The 23,809-nt window shown below is 70.8% G+C and carries 16 protein-coding genes; all 16 read right to left on the bottom strand.

Annotated features, from left to right (window positions below):
• Positions 1–49 precede the first annotated feature (49 nt).
• On the bottom strand, positions 50–586 hold the full coding sequence (locus M3667_RS05865; protein ID WP_251506218.1) for a VanZ family protein: 537 nt from the start codon (positions 584–586) through the stop codon (positions 50–52).
• A gap of 145 nt (positions 587–731) precedes the next feature.
• Positions 732–2,645, bottom strand: a complete 1,914-nt coding sequence (locus M3667_RS05860; RefSeq protein WP_251506215.1) for a DUF4012 domain-containing protein — start codon at positions 2,643–2,645, stop codon at positions 732–734.
• A 114-nt stretch (positions 2,646–2,759) separates the two neighbouring features.
• Complete coding sequence (locus M3667_RS05855) at positions 2,760–3,044, bottom strand: hypothetical protein (RefSeq protein WP_251506212.1); 285 nt, start codon at positions 3,042–3,044, stop codon at positions 2,760–2,762.
• A gap of 128 nt (positions 3,045–3,172) precedes the next feature.
• Complete coding sequence (gene tuf / locus M3667_RS05850) at positions 3,173–4,366, bottom strand: elongation factor Tu (RefSeq protein WP_144829775.1); 1,194 nt, start codon at positions 4,364–4,366, stop codon at positions 3,173–3,175.
• Positions 4,367–4,527: 161 nt separating this feature from the next.
• Complete coding sequence (gene fusA, locus M3667_RS05845; protein WP_144829778.1) at positions 4,528–6,642, bottom strand: elongation factor G; 2,115 nt, start codon at positions 6,640–6,642, stop codon at positions 4,528–4,530.
• 87 nt (positions 6,643–6,729) lie between these two features.
• The gene (rpsG, locus tag M3667_RS05840; protein ID WP_144829781.1) at positions 6,730–7,200 is read right to left on the bottom strand and encodes a 30S ribosomal protein S7; all 471 of its coding nucleotides are present in this window, start codon (positions 7,198–7,200) and stop codon (positions 6,730–6,732) included.
• A 5-nt stretch (positions 7,201–7,205) separates the two neighbouring features.
• Positions 7,206–7,574, bottom strand: coding sequence for a 30S ribosomal protein S12 (gene rpsL / locus M3667_RS05835; RefSeq protein ID WP_013584051.1), 369 nt, complete (start codon positions 7,572–7,574; stop codon positions 7,206–7,208).
• A 350-nt stretch (positions 7,575–7,924) separates the two neighbouring features.
• Positions 7,925–8,866, bottom strand: a complete 942-nt coding sequence (locus tag M3667_RS05830) for a hypothetical protein (protein WP_251506210.1) — start codon at positions 8,864–8,866, stop codon at positions 7,925–7,927.
• Positions 8,863–10,452, bottom strand: coding sequence for a DUF5684 domain-containing protein (locus tag M3667_RS05825; RefSeq protein ID WP_251506207.1), 1,590 nt, complete (start codon positions 10,450–10,452; stop codon positions 8,863–8,865). Before M3667_RS05825 ends, M3667_RS05830 begins: the two co-directional genes overlap by 4 nt.
• Entirely contained in the window at positions 10,449–12,959 is a 2,511-nt protein-coding gene (locus tag M3667_RS16985) for a transglutaminase domain-containing protein (RefSeq protein WP_251506204.1), read from the bottom strand. Before M3667_RS16985 ends, M3667_RS05825 begins: the two co-directional genes overlap by 4 nt.
• Entirely contained in the window at positions 12,956–14,332 is a 1,377-nt protein-coding gene (locus M3667_RS05815) for a DUF58 domain-containing protein (protein WP_251506201.1), read from the bottom strand. Before M3667_RS05815 ends, M3667_RS16985 begins: the two co-directional genes overlap by 4 nt.
• Before the next feature lie 42 nt (positions 14,333–14,374).
• Positions 14,375–15,340: a MoxR family ATPase gene (locus tag M3667_RS05810; RefSeq protein ID WP_251506198.1), complete on the bottom strand. Its 966-nt coding sequence runs from the start codon at positions 15,338–15,340 to the stop codon at positions 14,375–14,377.
• A gap of 43 nt (positions 15,341–15,383) precedes the next feature.
• Positions 15,384–21,335: an Ig-like domain-containing protein gene (locus M3667_RS05805; protein WP_251506194.1), complete on the bottom strand. Its 5,952-nt coding sequence runs from the start codon at positions 21,333–21,335 to the stop codon at positions 15,384–15,386.
• Positions 21,332–22,468, bottom strand: a complete 1,137-nt coding sequence (locus M3667_RS05800; RefSeq protein WP_251506177.1) for a serine/threonine-protein kinase — start codon at positions 22,466–22,468, stop codon at positions 21,332–21,334. Before M3667_RS05800 ends, M3667_RS05805 begins: the two co-directional genes overlap by 4 nt.
• A 100-nt stretch (positions 22,469–22,568) precedes the next feature.
• Complete coding sequence (locus M3667_RS05795; RefSeq protein WP_144829799.1) at positions 22,569–23,231, bottom strand: spermidine/putrescine ABC transporter substrate-binding protein; 663 nt, start codon at positions 23,229–23,231, stop codon at positions 22,569–22,571.
• 83 nt (positions 23,232–23,314) lie between these two features.
• A complete protein-coding gene (locus M3667_RS05790; protein WP_251506174.1) occupies positions 23,315–23,800 on the bottom strand; it encodes a hypothetical protein in 486 nt (161 codons plus the stop codon).
• Positions 23,801–23,809 lie beyond the last annotated feature (9 nt).

The following is a 23,809-nucleotide window of genomic DNA, read 5'->3' as shown; positions in this document are numbered from 1 at the left end:
GGGATGGGGGTGGGGGAAAAGGCACGCGCGGATGCCGAGAACGAGGCCGTCATCGGCGATCCGCCCGCGGCGCACCGGGGCGGGGGCCCGCGGCATCCGGTCGAGGAGGGACGGCGGCGCGCTGGGCATTCATCATCGCGACGTTGCGTTCCCACAACGCCCGGGCCACGATCTTGCGGTCACGACCCTCGACGAACACGCGCAGCACGATCACGATCGCGACACCGATGTACCCGCCGATCGTGTTGGCGAGCACGTCGAACACGCTCGCGAAGCGCTGCGAGAGGAAGAGCCCCTGCAGCACCTCGATCACCGTGGAGGTCGCCGGCACGATCACGAGCGCGAGCCAGAAGAGCCGGCGCGGGACCAGGAGACCGACGAGGAAGCCCAGGGGGACGAACATGGCGATGTTGGCGCTGAACTCCAACTGCGGGTACCCGAACCACTCCGGCACACCGTTGCGGTGCAGCACGGCGAGGAAGCGCGAGATCGCGCCCTGGTATCCGCGGTCCAACGGCGTGGGCGACATGGTCATCGCCGCCACGACCGCCGCGTAGATCAACAGCAGCACCGACGCGCTCCCCACGCGCGCGTGGCTGCGCGGCGGGGCCTGTCCGGGGAGGGGAAGCAGAGCAGCCTCCATCATTCGGGAGCGGGTCGAAGCTCGCTGGCGTACGAGACAGTCACACTACCGGCCCGCCGGGAGCGACCCGCGCACGCCGGTGCACGCGTCACTGCCCGAACAGCGAACCGCACGAGGCGTCGACGGTCACCGAGGTGTCGGTGGCGGTCGGCGAATGCCGCAGCTCGAGCGGGCCGAGCGGACCGTCGGGCAGCTTCACGGTCGAGGTGAGCGTCCGGGTCTCCCCCGTCGGCAGGACGACCAGTCGATTCACCGCGGTGTTGCCCTTCTCCGTGCCCGACCGGTCGAAACCACCCCGATCGCTCGACGCGGGATCGGTCGAGACGATCTCTCCCCCGGGAGGGGCGAAGAACAGCACGTTCAACATCATCGAGGTCGCGGGCAGACCGTTCGCCGCGTTGCGCTCACCCAGCGTGTAGGCGCTGCGCCCCTCGGTCGGCACGGAGCTCGACAGAGTGGTCGTGGTGGTGATGGTGCGCGCAGCGGGGTCGCAGACGGCGGACACGGACTGGGTGAGGTAGTACTCGAGCTTTCCGACCGAGTAGTCGTTCAGATAGGTCCCCACCTGCGTCTTGACCGTGTTGTCGGTGCGCAGGCCGCCGTCGAGGCCGACCTCGGTGACCAGCTGCTGCGCCTCGGGAGAGGTGAAGGAGAGGTTGATGCGCTTCTCTTCGGCCGACTGCGTGAGTGCGTCGAGCATCTTCGTCGGGTCCCACTTGGTCGACGTCAGATGACGGAAGACCTTGTCGGACACCGCGGCGAAGAAGGCGTCGGAGCTGCGCGCCGTGGGGAACTTCTGGTATGCGTCGCTCAACAGCACCTTCACGGCGTTGTCGCCGTTGATCTGCTGACCCGCGACGTCGACAGGGCCTGCGACCTGGAGCATGTGCGAGAGCACGACGGGGTCGATCGAGATGACACCGTCGAACCGACCCCCGTTCACCTCCGTGTAGGCGTCGCTGAAGAGCTGCGCCGTCGTCGGGAAGTCCGGCGTCATGGTGTTGTCCTGCGAGTAGTGCGCGAACGACGAGGGGTACAGCGACATGGTCTCGGCCGGGAGGTCGGTGAACTGCACGCCGGCGCCCTCGGGACCGTAGAACGTGCTCGGTCCGCCCTGGTCGAGCAGCGAGAACGCACCCTGGTCGACGTCCATGATGATGTTCGCGGAGGGGTTTCCTCCGGTCGCGCGGCTCTCGGCGTTGTTCTGGAAGACCACGAGGTACTTCTTCGGACCGTTCGCCCCCGCGATGTCGAGAAGGGTCGGCAGATACCGGTTCGCGATGTCGAGGGCGGGAGCTGCGCGATCGACCACGTCGCGAATCTCGTCGACGGGACCGCTGACGGGCGAGAGAAGCTGGTCCGAATCGATGCCGTCGGTCTCGGCCTTGGCCGCGCTGAACGCCTGCGACATCGCCGGCAGGGCGTCCTGCGCCTGCACGAAGGGCTGCAGGTTGATGCCGCCGCCGTCGAGGGTCAGCTTCGACAGGTCGGTCTGCGCCAGCATCTGGATGCCGGGCGGAAGGGCGTCCTGCACCAGGATGTCCGCGGCGCGGGTCACGCGGGAGACGGCGTCGATGTTCACGCCGACGACGGGGAACTGCGCCGCCATGTCCCACAGCGGGGTGTTCACGGTGGCTGCCGCACGCGACGTGCGCTCGCTCAGGTCGGCGGCCGCCTGCTGGAGCCCGGCCTCGTCACGGGCCTCGGCGAGCGGGCCGAGGCTCGAGATCGACAACTTCGCCGCCAGCAGGTCGTCACGCACGTCGAGTGCCTGCACGGCAAGGGTGGCGCCCAGGATGCCGGCGAAGGCGGCGGCGCCGCCGACGACCCCGAACACCCCGCCGACGACCCAGGGCCACACGCGGCGTCGGGGGGCGTCGTCTTCGTCGTCGTACCGCGACCGACGCGGGGGGTCGTCCGTCGGCGTCGAGTCGAAGACGTCGAGGTCGGAATCTCCTCGCGTCGCCTGACTTCTCGCATCTCGTCGCAGACGTTCACCCATGGGATGAATTCTAGTTGAGGCTCCCTGGACGTCCTTGGGGCGCGATTGCGCTCCGCGGACACCAGCGGGATCGCACACGGACCGGGCTCGCGTCGGCCTCCCGTTCGAGACGGCTCAGACGAAGGGCAGGGCGATCAGGATGCCGGCGGCGACGCACGCCGACGTGAGCCCGCCGACCACCGGCATGGCCGTGGCGCGTCCGCGGCGACCGACGAAGAACCCGATGACCGCGAGGACCACGCCCACTGCAGCGATCGCGAGGCCGGTGCCCACCGCCTGCGCGACGACGGTGCCCGAGCCCGCGAGCAGGAGCACGGCGACACCCACGACGGGTACCGCGACGGCGGCGATCGCGAGGAGCAGGGACAGCACACCGAGCAGACGGGACAAGGAATTCACCCGAGCGACTCTACCGGGCGGCTCGCATGCGCCCCGGCCGGGATGCTGTAGGGGGAAGCGACGTCCCCCGGGAACGACAAAGGCCGGGCCCGAAGGCCCGGCCTGTGCCGAGTGAAGTCTGGAAGGACTTACTTGACGATCTTGGTGACGGTACCGGCACCGACGGTGCGGCCACCCTCACGGATCGCGTAGCCGAGGCCCTCTTCCATGGCGATCGGCTGGATGAGCTCGACCGACATCTCCGTGGTGTCACCGGGCATGACCATCTCGGTGCCCTCGGGCAGCGTGATGACGCCGGTCACGTCGGTGGTGCGGAAGTAGAACTGCGGGCGGTAGTTCGTGAAGAACGGGTTGTGACGGCCGCCCTCTTCCTTGGACAGGATGTACGCCGTGCCCTCGAAGTTGGTGTGCGGGGTGACCGAACCGGGCTTGACGATGACCTGGCCGCGCTCGACGTCGTCACGCTTGGTGCCGCGGAGGAGCAGACCACAGTTCTCGCCGGCCCAGGCCTCGTCGAGCTGCTTGTGGAACATCTCGATACCCGTGACCGTGGTCTTCTGCGTCGGGCGGATGCCGACGATCTCGACCTCGGAGTTGATCGCGAGGGTACCGCGCTCGGCGCGACCCGTGACGACCGTTCCACGACCGGTGATGGTGAAGACGTCCTCGATGGGCATGAGGAACGGCTTGTCCTTGTCACGCACCGGGTCGGGGATCGACTCGTCGACGGCTTCCATGAGCTCGACGATCGAGTTGACCCACTGCTCGTCACCCTCGAGAGCCTTGAGGCCCGAGACGCGCACGACGGGGGCGTTGTCGCCATCGAAGTCCTGCGACGACAGCAGCTCGCGAACCTCGAGCTCGACGAGCTCCAGGATCTCCTCGTCGTCGACCATGTCGCTCTTGTTCAGCGCGACGAGCAGGTACGGCACGCCGACCTGCTTGGCGAGCAGAACGTGCTCACGCGTCTGAGCCATCGGGCCGTCGGTGGCGGCGACCACGAGGATCGCGCCGTCCATCTGAGCGGCACCGGTGATCATGTTCTTGATGTAGTCGGCGTGACCGGGAGCGTCGACGTGAGCGTAGTGACGCTTGGGGGTCTCGTACTCGACGTGCGAGATGTTGATCGTGATGCCGCGCTGACGCTCTTCGGGCGCCGAGTCGATCGACGCGAAGTCGCGCTGAACGTTGGTGGCCGACGGGAACTTGTCGGCGAGCACCTTCGAGATGGCAGCGGTGAGCGTGGTCTTGCCGTGGTCGACGTGACCGATCGTTCCGATGTTCACGTGCGGCTTGGTCCGCTCGAACTTGGCCTTAGCCACTGGGTCCTCCTCAGGACGTTGGTTGCGACGTCTCGGGCACTGGATTGCGACCGATTCTTCGCGGGGATGGTTCTCAGATTACTAGAGAGTCGGTATTCAGTTTGAGCGGATGCCGGGAACCCGAGCAGAACCCGGGATTCCCGGCATCCGTGAGAGCGGTGTTACTCGCCCTTGTTCTTCTGGACGATCTCGTCAGCGACGGCGCGAGGAACCTCGGCGTAGCTGTCGAACTCCATCGAGTACACGGCGCGGCCCGAGGTCTTCGAGCGCAGGTCGCCGATGTAGCCGAACATCTCGGACAGCGGGACGAGCGCCCGCACGACCTTGACACCCTGGGCGTCTTCCATCGACTGGATCTGCCCGCGACGCGAGTTCAGGTCGCCGATGACGTCGCCCATGTACTCCTCGGGAGTACGGACCTCGACCGACATGAGCGGCTCGAGGATGACCGGGTTGGCCTTGCGGATCGCTTCCTTGAAGCCCATGGAGCCGGCGATCTTGAACGCCATTTCCGAGGAGTCGACATCGTGCGACGCACCGTCGAGCAGGATCGCCTTGACGCCCACCATGGGGTAGCCGGCGAGCACGCCGACGTTCATGGCGTCCTGGAAGCCCTGGTCGGTCGGCGAGATGTACTCGCGCGGGATACGACCACCGCTGACCTTGTTCTCGAACTCGTAGGTCTTGTCGGCCGTGACCTCGAGGGGCTCGAGCGCGAACTGGATCTTCGCGAACTGTCCCGAACCACCGGTCTGCTTCTTGTGGGTGTAGTCGTGACGCTCGACGGTCTTCTTGATCGTCTCGCGGTACGCCACCTGCGGCTTGCCGACGTTGGCCTCGACCTTGAACTCGCGCTTCATGCGGTCCACGAGGATGTCGAGGTGCAGCTCGCCCATGCCCTTGATGACCGTCTGGCCGGTGTCGTTGTTCTGCTCGACACGGAACGTCGGGTCTTCTTCGGCCAGCTTCTGGATCGCGAGACCCAGCTTCTCCTGGTCGGCCTTGGTCTTGGGCTCGATCGCAACCTCGATGACCGGCTCGGGGAACGTCATCGACTCGAGGACGACCTGGTTCTGCGCGTCGCAGAGGGTGTCGCCGGTCGTGGTGTCCTTCAGGCCGATGACCGCGTAGATGTGGCCGGCGGTGACCGAGGGAACCGGGTTCTCCTTGTTGGCGTACATCTGGAAGATCTTCCCGATGCGCTCCTTCTTGGACTTCGTCGAGTTGACGATCTGCGCGCCCGAGTCGAGGTGACCGGAGTACACGCGGATGTAGGTCAGACGACCGAAGAAGGGGTGCGTGACGATCTTGAACGCCAGCGCGGTGAAGGGCTCTTCACGATCGGCGTGCCGCTCGATGATCGTCTCTTCGTTCTTCGGGTCGTGCGCCTCGATGGCCGGCACGTCGAGGGGCGACGGCAGGTAGTCGATGACGGCGTCCAGCATGGGCTGCACACCGCGGTTCTTGAACGCCGAGCCGCAGAGCACCGGGTAGATCTCCGAGTTGACCGTCATCTTGCGGATGGCGGCCTTGATCTCGGCGACGGTGAGCTCTTCGCCACCGAAGTGCTTCTCGAGAAGCTCCTCGTCGGTCTCGGCGACGGTCTCGAGGAGCTCTTCGCGGTACTTCGCGACGACGTCGGCCATGTCGGCCGGGATCTCCTGGATGTCGTACTTGGCGCCCATGGTGACATCACCCTTGGCGTCGCCCGCCCAGACGAGTGCACGCATCTCGACGAGGTCGACGACACCGATGAAGTCGTTCTCGACGCCGATGGGCAGCTGGATGACCAGCGGCTTCGCCTTGAGCTTGTTGATGATGGTGTCGACGGTGAAGTAGAAGTCCGCGCCGAGCTTGTCCATCTTGTTGACGAAGCAGATGCGGGGGACGTTGTACTTGTCGGCCTGACGCCACACGGTCTCGGACTGGGGCTCGACGCCCTCCTTGCCGTCGAAGACGGCGACGGCGCCATCGAGCACGCGGAGCGAGCGCTCCACCTCGACGGTGAAGTCGACGTGACCGGGGGTGTCGATGATGTTGATCTGGTTCTTGTCCCAGAAGCACGTCACAGCAGCGGAGGTGATCGTGATGCCACGCTCCTGCTCCTGCTCCATCCAGTCGGTCGTCGAGGCACCGTCGTGGGTCTCGCCGATCTTGTGGTTGGTTCCCGTGTAGTACAGGATGCGCTCGGTGGTCGTCGTCTTGCCGGCATCGATGTGCGCCATGATGCCGATGTTGCGGACCTTGGTCAGGTCGGTGAGCACGTCTTGTGCCACGGGTGTCTTCCTTACCTGTTGGGAGGTTGATGCCGGGCCCATCGGGGGGTCCGTGACCGGGATGCGGTCACGGACCCCCCGCGGGTTTTACCAGCGGTAGTGCGCGAAGGCGCGGTTCGACTCGGCCATCTTGTGGGTGTCTTCGCGGCGCTTGACCGCGGCACCGAGGCCGTTCGAGGCGTCGAGGATCTCGTTCTGCAGACGCTCGGTCATCGTCTTCTCACGACGACCCTTCGCGTAGCTCACGAGCCAGCGCAGCGCGAGGGTGTTCGCGCGGTGCGGCTTGACCTCGACCGGAACCTGGTAGGTCGAGCCACCGACGCGGCGGCTCTTGACCTCGAGGGTGGGACGGACGTTGTCGAGCGCCTTCTTCAGCGTGGCGACGGCGTCCTGGCTGTTCTTCGCCTCGACGCCCTTGAGGGCGTCGTAGACGATCGACTCGGCGATGGACTTCTTGCCGTCGACGAGGATCTTGTTGACCAGCTGGGTGACGATGGGAGCGCCGTACACCGGGTCGTTGACGACGGGACGCTTCGGGGCGGGACCCTTACGAGGCATTGTTCTCAGCCCTTCTTCGCGCCGTAGCGGCTACGAGCCTGCTTACGGTTCTTGACAGCCTGGGTGTCGAGCGCACCGCGGACGATCTTGTAACGGACACCGGGGAGGTCCTTCACACGACCACCGCGGACGAGCACGAGCGAGTGCTCCTGCAGGTTGTGGCCCTCACCGGGGATGTACGCGGTGACCTCGGTGCCGTTGCGCAGCTTCACGCGGGCGACCTTGCGCATCGCCGAGTTCGGCTTCTTGGGGGTCGTCGTGTACACGCGAGTGCACACGCCGGCCTGCTGGGGGTTCGACTTCAGCGCGGGAGCCTTGGTCTTCGAGACCTTCGGCGAGCGGCCCTTGCGAACCAACTGCTGAATGGTTGGCACGTTCTCTCCTTGATTGGCTGGGCGATCCTCTCGGGCGCCCAGGGTGCTGCACGGTGACAGCGTCGTGTCTCCCCCGTCATGTCGCTCGTCTTGCGATTCGTGACGTGTCGGGCTCACGTGTGATCCACCCCGCGACAGAATGATCTGACGCGATTCGTGGTGGATATGCCGTGGGGGCGACCTGTTCGCAGGCCGATCCCTGAGATGGTGCGAGCGTTGATCCGCACGACCCGCCCGAGGGCATGACGCACGGCGCGCGTGAACGCACACCCGGTCAATGATACGCGTTCTCCGGGGGTGCGGCAAACGTCCGCGGGTCCCCCGGCTGGGAGTGTGCCGGATGCCGCTCCTCAGCCGAGCAGCATCGCCGCACCCACGACGGCCGCCGCGACCATCACGACCACGACGACGGCCAGCACCACGACGCGACCGGCTCCGCGGCGCTCCGAGCGCGGGCGGACGACGGGGGCGTCGGTCGCGGACGCACGGGGAGCCGGGAGCGCGCGTTCGACGCGCACGGGTCCGTCGGTGCGGGGCGCGTAGACGTCACTTCGAAGAGCGGCGGGTACGCGCGCTTCGCGCGACACGACGGGTGGCAGGGGCGCCTCGGAGGGGGCCGGACGTGCCGCCGCCTCGCGCCGACTCCGACGGGACCCCGCGGCGGTGTCGTCGTCGCCGCTCGCGGGCGCGGCGCGCGGGCGGGTGTCCTCCTCGATGCCCGCCGGCTCGGGGCCGGGGCGGAGCCGGGTGGCGTCGTCGAGGTCCGTGGCCGCCGCCGGGGCGGGGCGACGGATGGTCTCGTCGTCGAGGTCCTCGACCTCGGCCGGCGCACGGCGCAGGGTCGCGTCATCGAGGTCCGGGACCGCTGGGGACGCGGGGCGACGGATGGTCTCGTCGTCGACGCCGTCGGCCCCGGTCGGGGCACGACGCACTGTCGCGTCATCGAGGTCCGGGACCGCTGGGGACGCGGGGCGACGGACCGTCTCGTCGTCGAGGTCGGGCGCGGCAGCGGAGGACCGCGGTGCACGCCGCGGTGCGGTCGTGCCGATCCCGTCGTCGTCCGTCGTCGAGACGACCGTGTCATCGGCGGCTCGAGCGCGGCGGGACAGCACCGTGTCGGCATCCGGTTCGGCATCCGGTCCGGCGGCATGCACCCGCACCGTGTCGTCCTCGACATCGACCTCCACCGCAGCGGCGTCGTCGTTCGCCGGTGGAGTCGGCCACGCGCGCAGACGCCCGGCCCAGAGCGTGACCTCGTCGGGATCGTCGGGACGATCGTGCGGGCCGCTCACACGCTGCTCCGCGCGAGCCGCACCTCCGCGTCGCCGAGGAAGAACCGCTCCCCCGCCTCGATCTCCTCGCCGGGAGGGGCTTCGACCTCGGTGCCCATCAGCGTCGCGAACAGAACGCCGTTGGTGGAGTCGAGATCGGTGACGAACCACGTCTCGCCGCGCAGTTGCAGGCGCGCGTGGGTCTTCGAGACCGTTCGGGTCTCGTCGGCGATCGACACGAGCTGCGCGTCGGGGAAGGCGTTGTCGGCAGCGGGGCGGCGCCCCAGGATGACCACGGTCGAGGTCAGATCGATGGGCGCCCCGCTCGGCGGCACAAGGGCCCACGGGATCCGCTTGCGCTTGGTCACCACCGTGCGGTCGAGGGCGTCGAAGTCGTCGTCGTCGGATGCCACGGCCGGCACCTCGGGTCGCGTGTACAACGACGACACCGACGTGCGTGCGGAGCGCGGGGAGCCGGCATCCGGAGCATCGGGAACCGCGGAGACCGCCTCGGAGAGCTCGGGGAACTCGTCCGCCGGTGCGGGTGCCGACGCGCGCGGCGCGGGCACGGGCTCGGGGGCGGGCCGGGTCAACGGCACCTCGGCGATCGGGGCCGCCGCGTCGGAGTGGGTGGTGCGGCGCGCGGGCGTCGCCCACGGGGCGATCGGGTCGGACTGCTCGTCGACGGCCGGGGGTGCGGGCTCGGCCGGCGCGGGAGTCCACGTCGAGGGCGCGCCGGGGACCACCAGCGCACGGGTCGACGCGTCGTCGTCGGCCGCGGACGGGACGGCACGGGCGGCGCTGCGGGACGAGGCGTCGTCGTCGGCACCGTCGCGGAGGGCGTCGAGCACCTCGAAGACCGAGGATCCGGATGCCGCGGCGACGGCCGGCCGCTCGGCGGGCGCGATCTGCTCGTCGGAGACGGCGGGCGTGGGGCGACGGTGTTCGTCGAACTCCGCGGGACGCAGACCGGGCGGAGGGCCCCATCCACCGGACGCGGGCACGGCATCGGCGAGCGAACCGGTCGGAGCGGCGAACGGCACGATCACCGGCTCGGACACCGGAGCGGGCTCGACGGGCGCGTCAGCGGCATCCGGAACGTGGTCTTCGGCGTCGCGGCCCCCGTCACCGGGACGGGACTCGGGCGCGGGGGTCCATCCCCCGACCAGCGGAACGTACGGCCCCTGGAAGTCCTGCCCGCGGCGCACGGGCGCCGACTGCTCGTCGGGACCGCGGGGCGCTTCGCCCTCCCACCGCGCGGAGCCGAAGCCGAGGATGCTCGCCCACACGACGGGGAAGATCGCGCCGACCACGGTCATGCCCGCACCGGCGCCGAAGCCCACCGAGATGCGGTGCACGGCGATGATGAAGAGGATCACGAAGGTGAGCGTTCCGAAGAGCGGAGCCAGGTTGATGAGCACAAACCATGGCGAGAACCCGCCGAGCTTCAGCACGGTGGCCACGTTGACGATCGGGACCCAGGCCTTCCAGACCGGCTCGCCGGTCTTGCGGAACACCGCGGCGAGGGCGAGGGCGAACCACACGTACACGACGACGACGAGAGCGAGAGAGCTCGCGCCGAGAACCACCATGGTCGAATCGGTCATGTCGTGTCGCGTCCTCCCGGGGCGGTGGGACGCTTCCCCCTCTCGTCGCGATGCGGGGATCTCGTGCGCGCGGAGCGCGGAGCGAGGAACCGCAGGAACGATCTCAACGATACGGCCGCGCGCACGCGCCGCCAGAAGCCTCGCTGACGCACCAGCACACGCCGCTCGGCGTCGACGATGCTCCAGAACTCCGCGACCTCGTCGGCCGTCACCGCTTCACCCGCGAACACGGCGCGGTCGGCGTCGGCTGCGAGCCGTGCCCCCGACGGGGTCGCGAACGCGTCGGCGACCTCGCGACGGGTGGGGGCGCGCGGCACGGTGCGACCGGCATCCACCCCGGCGTCGACGTACTCGTCCCATCCGCCCGCGATCGCGGAGCGGGGGTCGGGGTCGCGGCGCCGACCGCGGCGGCGCACGGCCTTGGCGATCACGACGGCGAGGAAGGGACCGAACACGATGAGAAGGGCGAGCAGCGCGAGACCCGTCACGCGCAGGATCGGCCAGAGCCACGCCAGATCGACGCCGTCGTCGGCGCGCTGATCGTCGTCGAGGGAGTTGTCCTCCTGCACGGGCTCGGGCGGAACGACCTCGTCCACCGTGTCGGGGCGCACCTCCGTCACGTTCTCGGGATCCTGCTGCTGGGTGACCTCGAGGCTCGGCGACTGCTCCCACTGCGGGGTCACGTCGATCGGCGTCCACCGACCGTCGTCGCCCTCGACCTCGGTCCAGGCGACGAGATCGCGCGCGCGGCACTTCCCCGCCCCGCACGTCGGAAGCGCGCTGTCCGGCGACGACAGACGCGTTCCCACCACGACGCGGGCCGGGAAGCCGAGTTCGTGCGCGATGAGCGCCGTCGCCACGGCGAACTGCTCGTCGTCGCCGACGGCGGCCACGTAGTTTCCGGATGCCGCGGCCCGGGGGTCGTCTTCGCGTTCGAGCAACCGCTCGAACATGCGGTCGATGCGCGCCAGCGAGTGACCGGAGGCGCTGGGCTGCAGCTGGTACCCGGGTAGGTCCGCGGTCCAGGCCGGGGGCGCGGCCCCCTCCGGCGCGAGACTGTGGCTGAGGTAGCCGCGCTCGCGGAGCAGCTGCACGAGCGCCTGCAGGGCCGCACCGTCGGATCCGTCGGCGTGCTCCTCGACCCAGCGGCGGAGGTTGTCGCCTCCGGCCATCGCGCCGACGGCACCGGGAGGCGTCAGGGAGGCGAGATCGTCGGGTGCGGCTTCGACCGCGTCGATGCGATAGGAGTCGCCCGGTTCGAGTCCGCCGTCGGCCGTCTGCACGCCCGCCTCGGCATCGGCGCTGTAGTAGAAGCGGTCGGCGAGCTGCGCGCGGCGCTCGCCCTCGAAGGTCGCCGCCGCCAGGCTGCCCGCGGTGGGCATCCAGATACCGCCCAGATCGACGATGTCGACGTGGGCGGAGACGGAGCGCCCCGTGCCCGCGTCGCGGGTGGACGGCAGTCGCACGAAGCCCGTCCCCTCGTCTCCCGAGGCGCGGAAGATCTCGCCGTCGTACGCGTCGAGGGTCGCGATGCGGATGCGCTCGGGCAGGGCGCCGTCGTCGCTGCGGACGCGGAACAGCACGTCGTCGCTGCGGGCGTCGGAGAACATCGCCCGGTACTGCGCGAGCGGGCTGACCGCCTCGGCGATCAGACGCTGCGGACCGGCCGCCGATCGCAGCACCTGGCGGTCGGCGTCGCGGGAGGCCCACGGCACCACGGCGACGGTGGCGACGATCGCGACGACGATCATCGCGACGCCGAGCGCTCCGCGCCGGGAGTCGGTGCGCGAGCGACCGCGCGACACCTGAACGGCGGTCACGTCGGCGGCCCTCCGCAGCGCGCGGGCGCGTTCGTCGCGCGCACGCCAGGCGAGCCAGAGCACGGCCGACAGCAGAGCGCCGAGTCCGACGGCGGTCTCGACGGGGGCCGGCAGCGACAGCGCCCCGATCGAGAGCGGAGCACTGGTGGAGGTCCGGCCGAAGAACAGCCCGAACCCGGTCATCGCCAGGCCCGGCACCACCGCCGCCGGAGCGCGACGGTCGGTGCGAGCCGCGAGGGCCAGCGTGAGCGCGGTGCCCACGAGGAACACCACGAGCGCCGGGACGAGCAGATTGCGGTACGCGCCGACCGGCAGGTCGACGGTGACCAGGTCCTTCCAGGCGACGATGACGCCGGCGAACGCCTCACCCAGCCCGCGCAGCACGTCGAGCGGCGAGCTCAGTCGCGAGGGGACGGCCAGCGGCACGGCGAGCACGGCGAACGCGCCGACCAGCCCGGCGGCGAGCACCCACCCTCCGGCGCGACGCCACGCGGCGAGCGCCACGACCGCCGTCGCCACCAACGAGGACACCAGCACCAGCAGCAGGAACGACCCGGAGGCGTACACCGGCCACGCCGCGACGGCCGCGAGGGCGACCGACACCGCGGTGTACGCCGACGCGGCCACCCACCGGGGCACGGAGGACTCCCGCGTGCGCGCCGGGCGCTCGCGACGACCGGCGCTCACGAGGTGGCTCCGCGCACGAGCAGGCCTGACAGGTCGTCGAGGGTTCCGATGGTGAGGACGGTGAGTCCCGCGATGCTCTGCATGCGCGGGTGCGCCCGTTCGTCGCAGATCACGGCGGCGACGGCGGTGTCGACGGGGAACGCCAGGGCCGCCTGGCGCAGGCGGGCGAGGGGAACGGCAGATCCGACGACGACGAAGGCGATCGACAGGCGCTCGTTGGCCTCGGCGGCGAATCGGCAGACGTCCTCGACCGGCATGGTGTTCTCGTGCCGCTGGACGGCGCTGAATCCGTCGAGCATCGCCCGAGGCGAGACGATCGGCACGTGGCGGATGGCGCGCAGGCGCCCCTTGACCACGCGCGGGATCTCCGAACCCGTGACGATGTCGATGTCACGGGCGTCGCGCACGGCACGCAGACCCAGCGAGGCCGCGGCCGACACGGCGAGCTCGTACTCGTCGGCATCCGCGTACTCCTGCGTCGCGGCGGCGAACACGACGGCCATGCGCGAGCGTCGCGACTCCTCGTACTGCCGCACCATCAGCCGGCCCGTCTTGGCCGTCGACTTCCAGTGGACCTGACGACGGGAGTCACCCGGGACGTATTCGCGGATGGCGTGGAACGACATGTCGGCGTCGACGAGGCGACGGGTCGCATTGCCCTCGAGGTCGCGGACGAGACCCGCACTGGTGGAGGGCAGACCCACCGTGCGGGGGTGCACGAACAGATCGTGCACGTCGTCGAAGGCGTGCTCGCGGCGGAGCAGCCCCACGGGGTCGCTGCGGACCGTCGTCACCGGCCCGACGCGCACCACACCGCGGGGCAGGGGCGGGATCTCGAGCGGCTCGGTCGTGCTCTGATCGGGGCGCAGCAGGGGCACCCCGAACTCCACGAGCCCGCGGCCGACGGGGATGTCGAGACGACCGGGCAGGGCGGGACGCGCGCTGACGTTGCGAACGACGATCTCGCCGGTCACCCCCGTGCCCGCGACGACCCGCTCATGGGTGAGCGAGAGATCGACCTCGTACGCACGCGCACCGAAGAGGAAGGGCACGGCCATCGCCAGCAGCAGCAGCGCCGCGGTGCCCGCGACCATCCACTCCACCCATCCGAAGACGATGCCCAGCAGCAGACCGATCGTCGCGGCCGCGACGACCACGGCTCCGGCGGGGCGCACGGTGCGTCCCGCCCAGCGGACCGCGGCCCGCACGGCATCCGTCGCCACCCGCCACCACTCGGCGATCCGCACCACCGTCCGCACGATGCGACGCTGACGGCGCGCGGCCGTCGAGGTGATCGAGGTGCGCGAGCCCGTGGCCATCGTGGTCGCGGAGGCGCGCGTCAGACGGGACTCGGTGAGGTTCACATCGGGCACGGGTCACCTAGCCGGCTCGCGGATGCCACGGCGACGGTCACGTCAGGCGCTCTCGCGCTGCGAGGGCGGAACCGTGTCGAGCAGGACCTGGCCGATGACGGCCTCCTGCGTCACCCCGTCGAACTCGGCCTCGGGGTGCAGGATGAGGCGGTGGGAGAGCACCGCCACCGCGAGCGCCTTGACGTCGTCGGGGGTGGCGAAGGTGCGTCCCTGGGCGGCCGCGCGCGCACGGGTGGCGCGGGTGAGCGCGAGGGCCCCGCGGATGGACACGCCCAGACGTACCTCGTCGGCCGTGCGCGTGGCGTCGACCAGGCGCGCGATGTAGTCGAGCACGAGGGCGTCGACGTACACGGATGCCGCGAGGTCGGCCATGCCGACGAGGGCCTGGGGCGTGATGATCGGGCGCAGGTCGGCCGTGGCCGTGGCCGCGCCGTCGAGGATGCGGACCGTCGCCGCATGATCGGGGTAGCCGAGCGAGGTGCGCAGCAGGAAGCGGTCGAGCTGCGCCTCGGGCAGGCGGTAGGTGCCGGCCTGCTCGACGGGGTTCTGCGTCGCGAGCACGAGGAAGGGCACGCCGACCTCGCGGGAAACGCCGTCGATGGTGACCTTGCCCTCCTCCATCACCTCGAGCAGGGCCGACTGCGTCTTGGGGCTCGCCCGGTTGATCTCGTCGGCGAGAACGATGTTGGCGAAGATCGGGCCGGAGTGGAACTCGAACGATCCGGTCTTCTGGTCGTACACGGTGATGCCGGTGATGTCACCCGGCAGCAGGTCGGGGGTGAACTGGATGCGGGTGTTGGTGCCCTGCACGGTCTGCGCCACGGCCCGCGCGAGGGAGGTCTTGCCCGTGCCCGGCACGTCTTCGAGCAGCACGTGCCCGTCGCTGAGCATCGCGGTGAGCACGAGCTCCACGACGTGACGCTTGCCGAGGACGGCGCGCTCGACGTTGTCGGCGATCTGCGAGAAGGTCTGGGAGAACCAGGTGGCCTGCTCCTGGGTGATCGTCATGGCGGTGCGTTCTTCCTGTCGGGGGATGGACGGGTGGCGGCGCTCAGCCGTCGCCCTTCGGCGGTTGCGAGGGCGAGGTCTTGCCCGGGTCGCAGCCGCCGCTGGTGACGAGCGTGGCCGGGTCGAGGTCCCACCCCTGGTCGCCCCAGTGCACGGCGATCTTGGCGTTCTCGACGCGGGTCGCCCCGTTGGGAACGATCGAGGGGTCGGTGGTCGCGATGGGTCGGTCGTTCTTGTCGAAATAGCGGACCCCGCTGATGTCGACCGTGGTGCGGCCGGCGTCGTTGGTGGTGTCGCCGCGCACGGTCAGGGGGTTCCCCGCGACGCACGACCCGATGCGCGCCGATGCCCGCACCTGGAAGGGGGCGCTGCCGGCCGCCGCCTTGACGGTGCCGCGGTCCGACCTCGTCTGCCACAGATTGTGCTGGAAGAAGACGCCGATATCGGGGTCGCGTCCGAACACGTCGGTGCCGGGCCCCCACCCGTCGTAGACCACGCGGTTGTTGCGCGGGGGCTTGTCGCCCTCCTGGATGTCGCTGATCGTCCAGGTCGCCTTGTCGCCGTTCACGGCGGGGCGCGAGTCGACGCGGAAGGTGTAGCCCTGGGGAGCCGCGGAGTCCTGGGTCGCGTCGATGCTCTTCTCCGTGGCATCCGACCCGAAGACCGTGCCGTCGTACACGGAATCGACGCACATGCGCACGGCGTAGGTCTCGCCGTCGTCCTGGTTCGGGAACTCCGCGCGCGCCTGCGACCCGCTGGTCTTGCACGATCCGTTCAGGGCGAAGCCGTAGCGCAGCTCGGAATCGTCGCCGTTCTTCGACGCCGACCCCTCGGCCACGATCGTGACCTTGCCGTTCCCGGTGGGCTTCGAGGTCAGCGTCAGCGCGAGCTGCTGCGGCTTGCCGACGCCGTGGGCGGTGAAGGTGAGGGTCTGCCCGGTCTGCGAACCGCCGAGCCCGGGCGGCACGGTGAAGCGCGAGATCGGCGTCACCGAGATCTGCGTCGACGAGTTGCTGCCGACGCCGAAGCCCTTCAGCGAGACGGTGTCTTGATTGCGACCGATCGAGACGGTCTTGGTCTCGCCTGCCGCGCTCTTGACCTCGAGGGTGCCGGTCTCGGCCGAGTCGATGCCGCGGATCGTCAGATCGGCGACGCCGCCCTCTCCCCCGTTCGAGACGGGGGCGAAGTCGCCTCCCGACGGGCGACCGGGGGCGTTGTACGACCACGCGGTGGTGCGCACGGCGCCGCGGGACTCGCCCACGCTGTTGACCGCGGTGACGACGTACTCGCGCTGCTCGCCGTTGGGCGCAGAGATGGCCGGGCACGAGCCGTCGGGGGCGCACCGGGCGACGACGTCTCCCCCGTACCGCACGACGAAGCCGCTCAACGCGGGGTAGGCGCGACGCGCCTCGCCGGCGTCGACGCGCAGTGTGAGGGAGCCGTCGGCGTACGCCGTCTGGCGCACGCTCGCGGGGGCACGGGGGTAGCCGAGCAGGTCGAGCACGACCCGGGCGTCGCGGGTGGATGCCGTCGTGCGGCCCTGCGCGTCGCGCAGGGTGACGCTCGCGCTGCAGGTGCCGCCCGGGGTGTCGTCGCTCCACGAGGCGACGACGGCGGAGTCCGAGGCGACGGCGAAGCTCACGCCCGTGCATGCCGCCGCGGCGCGCACGCCGACGACCTCGAGCGGGGTGCGCGGCAGGGGGTTCACCTCGCCGCTGGCACCGACCACGTCGATCGCGCAGCTCTTGCCGGACGCTTGGGAGCACTGCTCCGACGTCGTACCGCCCTGGGGAAGCGTCGAGGGGGCCGCGCCCACGCGGATGACGAGCCGGGCGGGGGCGACCGCATTGTGGCTGGTGACCGAGATCACGGCCGCCTTCTCGGTGCCCGGGACCGCCCGGTCGTCGCCGACGACCGTCACCGTCGAGCCGTCGAGTCGGACGTCGAACGCGGAGCCCGAGTAGTCGACGGCGTACCGGATGCCGTCCCAGTCCTCCCGACCGAGCTGCCACGTGGTCATGTTGCGCAGATCGAACGTCTCGGTCTCACCGGGGCCGACCGTCAGGGCTCCCGGGCGCAGCTCGGGCTGAGGGTCGCGCGCGACGACGCCGATCGGCACCGAGACGATGGTCCAGTCCTCGGTGCCGGCCACGCGCACCGGCACCTGGCACGAGTCGGTCCAGGGCGAGCCGGTCCCCGCGTCGTAACGCACGACCGAGCCCGACACCGAGCACTTCCCCTCAGCCCGCGCGCCCGACGACGCCACGTCGGGGCCGACCTCGAGCGTCGCCCGCCGCGGCACGGCGACGAGCGAGGCCATGTCGAATTCGACCGAGGCGAGCTCGTCGACACGCTGCGCCGAACCCGGGCGCAGCGACAGGCTCACGTCGTCGTCACCGGGCACGCGCAGGAAGGCGTAGGTCGTGACGTCGGTGTCGCCGGTGCGCCCGGTGACGGCGAAGGGGATGACCCGCCGGGTCGCCGGGAGCTCGCCGGAGATGCGGCGGCCGTCGAGCTGCACGCCCTGCGGCGTGCCCCACAGCGACACGTCGAGGTCACCGACCTCGCCGCCGGCCCAGGCCGCCCGACCGGCGAGCACGTCGACGCCGCCGGTGAAATCGTCGCGATTCTCGACCGTCAGCACGGTGTCGGTCACCACCGGGTAGTCGGGCACGCTCTCGCGGACCACCTTCACGACGATCAGGCCCCGACCGGTGTTGCCGGAGTCGCTGGCGACGTCGTAGAGGAACGACATCGTGCCGGGCTGCTCGCCCGCACGGAGCACGACGCCGGTGTCGGTCACGGTGTCGATGAAGCCCGCGATGCGCGCGTATTCGGGGTTGGCGCTGTCGTCGACGAGGGTCTCGGGCAGGTCGGGGCGCACGCCCGTGAGCGTCAGCCGCCCCTGCGTCGGGTCGATGTCGTTGGCAAGGGGGCTCACCCGGATCGTGCGGTCGGCCCCGGCCTGCACCTGCACGTAGTCGGTGAAGGTGACGGGGCTGGGGTTGGCCTCGGCGTTCAGGATGCCGATGCGCACGGTCCCCTCGCCGGTTGCGCCCGCCGAATCGGACACCCGATAGCGGAACGACACCTGCCCGCGATCGCCGGGGATGGAGGAGTAGACGATCGACGATCCGTCGGGCGCGACGGTGGCGGTGCCGCGGTCGGGCTGGGCGACGATGCGGTCGAGGGTGACGGCGTCGCCGTCGGGATCGACGCCGAACGCCGAGAAGTCGACCGTGGTGGTGCCCCCGCTGAGCACGCGCCCCTCGAGGGTGTCGGGGAGCGGCGCGCGGTTGGCCTCGTCGCCGAGCACGGTGATGCGCACCGTCGCCTCATCCCACAGCGCCGGGGTGCCGGTCGTGTAGACGCGGTAGGTCACCTCGTACGAACCGGGTGCGGTGGGCGCGAGGTAACGCAGCACGCCGCCCGAGGCGAAGGCGAGCGCGTCGCTGGCGGGCTGGGCCTGGATGCTCGCGGGATCGAGCGTCGGCCGCCCACCGGCGGGCGAGATGTCGTTGTCGAGCACGGGGATGTCGATCTGCGCCCCCGCGCGCACGGTCACGGTGTCGTCGACGGCGATGGGGGCGATCTCGGGGGCCGGAGGGAGCAGGTACACCGTCGCCTCGCCCACCACGCTCGAACCCTCGTCGTCGGTGCCGTCGCTGACGGTGTAGCCGACGGTGCCCAGGAGCCCCGCGCTCCCGTCGGCGGTGCTGCCCGAGACGCGCAGGTCGTTCTGGGCGACCGTGTCGACGGTGAGCGACGCCCCGTCGGAGGCCGCGGGGGTCACGTCGCTGAGCAGCAGCACGCGACCGGTGGGGTTCGACACCGCGCTGAAGACGTCGAGGGTCGCATCTTCTTGCGGGCGCACGAAGGCCACGACCGGGGAGGTCGACAACTGCGCCGGCGCGTCAGCGGGCAGGAGTGTGATGCGCGCGGTGCCGGTCGCATCACGCCCTCCGCCGTTGACGGTGAAGTCCACGCGGTAGACCCCGGGGGCGGATGCCGTGAAGTCGAAGGTCGTGCCGCCGCCGACGACCGTCGCGGTGGCGGCGGCGTCATCGAGCACGCGAACGGAGGTGAGCGAGACGTCGCCGGCGGTCCCGGTGACGTGCGGGCCGACGTCGACCGCGAGCGAGGTGCCCACGGTGTCGATCCGCGCGAACGACTGCACGGCGAGCGCCGGATCGGGCAGGACACGGATCACGAGGGGCTTCGTCGTGACGGCGCCGTCGGTGTCGGCGACGGTCACATCGAGCTGCACGTTCTGCTCTCCGCCCGAGCCGTCGTCGGCGTGCTGGTAGACCACGTCTCCGCCGGGGGTCGAGGCCACGGTGCCGACGTCGCCCGGGTTGTCGACCGACAGCAGCAGCAGGGGGTCGCCGTCGGGGTCGACCCACCCGGGGAGCACGGGCACCGTGATGGTCCCGCCGCGCTGCACCTCGGGCGTGGGCCACTGCTGCAGGCACCCCTCGACGCCGCACCAGGCGGGCGCCGCGTTGGTCTCGGGGGGTGAGACGGTGAGGGTGACGGTGGTGGGCGCCGACGTGAGCCCGTCGACGGCGGTGCCGTCGGTCACGGTGTAGCTGAAGGTCGCGCTGCCGGTGGCGCCGGCGGCCACGCGCACCGCGAGTCGTTGGCCGGAGTCGGTGACGGTCAGCGTGCCGAAGCCGGGGTCGAGACCGGTGACGCTCTCGGCGACGATGCTCAGGACGTCTTCGTTCGGATCGTGGTCGTTCAGGAGCACCGGCAGAGTGGTGAGGCGTCCGGCGCGCACACCGAAGGCGTCGGGCTCGGCGATCGGCGGCTTGGGATCGAGCACCACGCTCAGCTGCTCGTCGCTCTGCACGGCGGTCTGCTCGGTGCGGTCGTCGAGCGACCAGTTCTGGCTCGAGGCGACGAGCGCACCGTCGGGCACCGTCCACACCCAGCCCGTACGGGTCTCGTTGAGGATGACGGCGTGATCGGTCGCGACGAACACCGGGCGACGCTGATCGGGCATGGTCTGGCCGGCGTAGTCGAGTTCGGTCTCGCCCTGATCCGAGCGCCACAGCGTGCCGCGCGCATCGCCGGGCAGAAGCCAGGCGGCGTATGCGACGCCCTCGTGCGACAGCGGCCGCGCGGGCTGACCCAGCACGTTGCCGCCGCCGCCGACCTCGCGCCGCGGCTCCGAGCCGTCGGCCGGGATGCTCCACAGCGACTGGTCGTCGGCGACGTAGACGGCTCGGGCATCGGCATCCGCGTCGGAGACGACGAGCTGTTCACCGGCGTCGACGTCGACGGGATCCGCGCCGCGTCTCCAGGTGCGGCCGGAGTCCGCGTCGACGAGAACCCAGGTGTCACCCGCCGCCGAGAGCAGCGGCGTGGTCACCTGCGCGTCGAGCGCATCGCGGCCGCGGAGCTCATCGGCCTCGATGTCGTAGCGGATGACGGAGCCGTCGGCGGACGAGTAGGCGAACAGCATGCCCCGCGCATCGAGCGCCATGGCATCGGCCGTGTACGCCGGCGCGTCGTCGTCCGACGACGTGTCGAACGGGTCGAGCTCGGTGGCCGCCTGCCCGGCACGGCTGAGTCGGCTGGCGAACAGCGTCCCCGAATCGGTGCGGTAGACGACGTAGTCGCCCGCGGTGACGACCGAGGTCGTTCCCGGAGGGGTGTCGGGGGCGGCCTCGAGCTGGTCCTCCTGCAGGTCGACGGGCTGGGCCTCGTCGATGCGGGTGAGTTTGCTGAAGCTGTCGGTGAAGAGGAACGCGCCCTCGGGCGACTGCGCGACCTGACTCGGGTTGCCGGCGCTGCGCACGGTGTCGAGCTCGCCCACGGCGGTGTTCACCCGCGCGTAGCGCTGCCCGTCTCCGGTCTGCAGGGCCCACACCGAGGTGTCGACCTCGGGCGTCTGCTGCGCGTCGAGACCGGGCCAGACGATGCTCGCCGTCACCACGAGCGCGGCGGCGGCGATGGTGGCCCCGAGGCCGGCGATCGTGCGGCGCTTCACCGCAGCACTCCCGTCGCGAACAGCGCGGCGACGACGACCGCTCCAGCGGTGACGAGGGTGGCGGATGCCAGGATCCACGGCAGCGCGCGCGAGGCGCCCGCGTTGCCCGAGGCGATGTCGGTGTCTTCGTCGCGGGCATAGCCGGTGATGCCGGACGAGCTGCGCAGTTTGCGCGAGCCCTCTCGCTCGATGCGCGAGCGGGCGGGACCGCGCAGCGTGCCGTCGGCGAAATCGACGGCGCGCGCCGTGGCCGTCCATTCCGCGGCGGGCACCTCGAGCGGTGTCGCCGACAGCCCCACCTCGGTCTGCACGGCCTGGAGCGCCTCGCCGAAGGCGCGGGCGCTCGCGTGGCGGTCGGCCGGATCGCGCGACATCGACCGGGCCAGCACCGCCTGAAGCGAAGCAGGGACGTCGCCGCGGCCGATGTCGGTGTACGAGGCGCGGGCGATGCGGCGGCGCAACTGCTCGCGGGAGTTCTGGCCCTTCTCGCGCCGCTCGAACGGGCTCTGTCCCGCGAGCAGCGAGTACACCGTCGCGCCCAGGCTCCACACCTCGCTGGCGACGGTGCCGGCGGTCTGCTCGGCGACGACCTCGGGAGCGCTCCACGGAACCGACATCGCGAGCATCTCGTCGGCACCCTGGCGCACGAGCGACGACGAGATGCCGAAGTCGGCGAGAACCGGCGCCCCGAAGGTGGTGACGAGGATGTTGCTCGGCTTCACATCGCGGTGGATGAGGCCCGCGTGGTGCGCGGACTCGAGCGCGCCCGCCATGCGCACCCCGATCGACAGCACCTCGGCCACCGGCATGCGCTCGACGCGATAGCGCTGCGAGAGCGAGCCCGGGCAGAACTCCATGACGATGTAGGGCCGACCGTCGGCGGAGATCCCCGCCTGATAGACGGTGACGATCGACGGGTGCGCCGACAGGTGGGCGAGCACGTCGGCCTCGGCGTTGAACATGCGCAGAAGATCGGGGTCGCGCACGTCGCTCGGCAGCACCTTCACCGCGACGTCGCGACGAGGCATGTCCTGGCCGTACAGGAACACGTCGGCGAACCCGCCGGAGCCGAGGGGACGGATGTAGGCCAGCCCGGGCAGGATGGGCGGCGACGACGGAAGCCGCTGCGGCATCGAGCCCCCTCCCCCGCACGACACGCCCGCACCGACGCGGCGGACAACCCGTCGATGCTAACAAAGCAGTCGATGAGACCCGCGCGACCGTCCACAGGGGTCAGGTCGCCGACGGCCCCGGTTCGCGTGGATCGAAGGGAGCGTCGAGAGAGCGCGTCAGTTCGTCGAGGAGGGCCGCGATCTGCGGCTCGACGTACTCGGCGACCGCAGCCTGGATGCGGAGTCGGTGGTGCAGCAGCACCGTGCACACCTCTCGCCCGATCATGTTGGCGTAGTCGTCGGCGAGACCGACCTCCTGCCGGAGCGCGGCCTTGGCGGCATCCGACAGGGGAGGAAGGGCGGGGAGCGCCGCATCCTCCTCGGCGGCGAGACCCGACAGGGTGAACAGGAACGGCGAACCGGGCTCGGGGTCGGGGTCGAGCGGCATGCCCTCGAACTCCGGCTCGAGGTCTTCGGCGGGGCGATAGGTGCGGCGGCGGTTGCGCTCAGCCTGCTGGTCGAGCTCGGCCTGCAGCATCGGCAGGTTGCGCGAGGTGTACTCGGCCACGGCGTGGTCGACGATGCTCTTCACGCGCGTCGACAGACCGTGCTGCACACCGTGCGGCACGTCGGCTCCGAGCCCCGCCGCCGACAGGACCGGCGAGCCGAAGCACCGGCGGCACGGGGCGATGCGGCCGCGGTGGTTCGCGGGCTCCCAGCGCGGCAGCCAGCGCAGCCAGGCGTCGACCGCCTGGCTCACCTGCGACTCGAGGGAGCGCTCCACGGCCCTAAGGCTAGTGCGACACGCCCGGAAGTACGCGGATGCCGTGCTGCGCGCCGTGCCGGCGACACCGTTTCACGCGGAGATCAGGGCGCGTCGTCGTCATCGTCCTCCCAGCGCCAGCGCGGGCCGCTGGTGCGGGAGCGCACGAGGAAGACGCCGAAGAACGCCGCCAGGAGCGCCGCGAGGGCGACGACCGGCCCGGCGAATCCGATGGCCACGCTCCCCGCCGCCGAGAGCCCCCGCGCCGGATCGGCTCCGCTGACGAGCGCTCCGACGACGATGCCGAGGATCTCGCCCACGTAGGCGCCGATCGCGCACGGCACCGCCGTCAGGTACGACGGCGGGTCGGCCCGGACGCCCCACAGCAGCACGCCCGCGAAGGCGGCGAAGGCGAACACCTGCCCGATGACACCCGGAACGACGCCCAGACCCCGCACCGGGATGACGTCGGCGTCGAGCACGAGACTCGCCACCCCGAGCCCGCCGATCGACAGGGCGACGCAGACGACCGTCGCGAAGACGACGGCGACCGGCGGGGTGACCCCCGCCGGTCGCGGCTCGTTCGTCATGGCATCCGG

The organism is Microbacterium sp. P26, assembly GCF_023712585.1.
Taxonomy (GTDB): Bacteria; Actinomycetota; Actinomycetes; order Actinomycetales; family Microbacteriaceae; genus Microbacterium; species Microbacterium algihabitans_A.
This window is presented reverse-complemented; position numbering and strand designations above follow the sequence as displayed.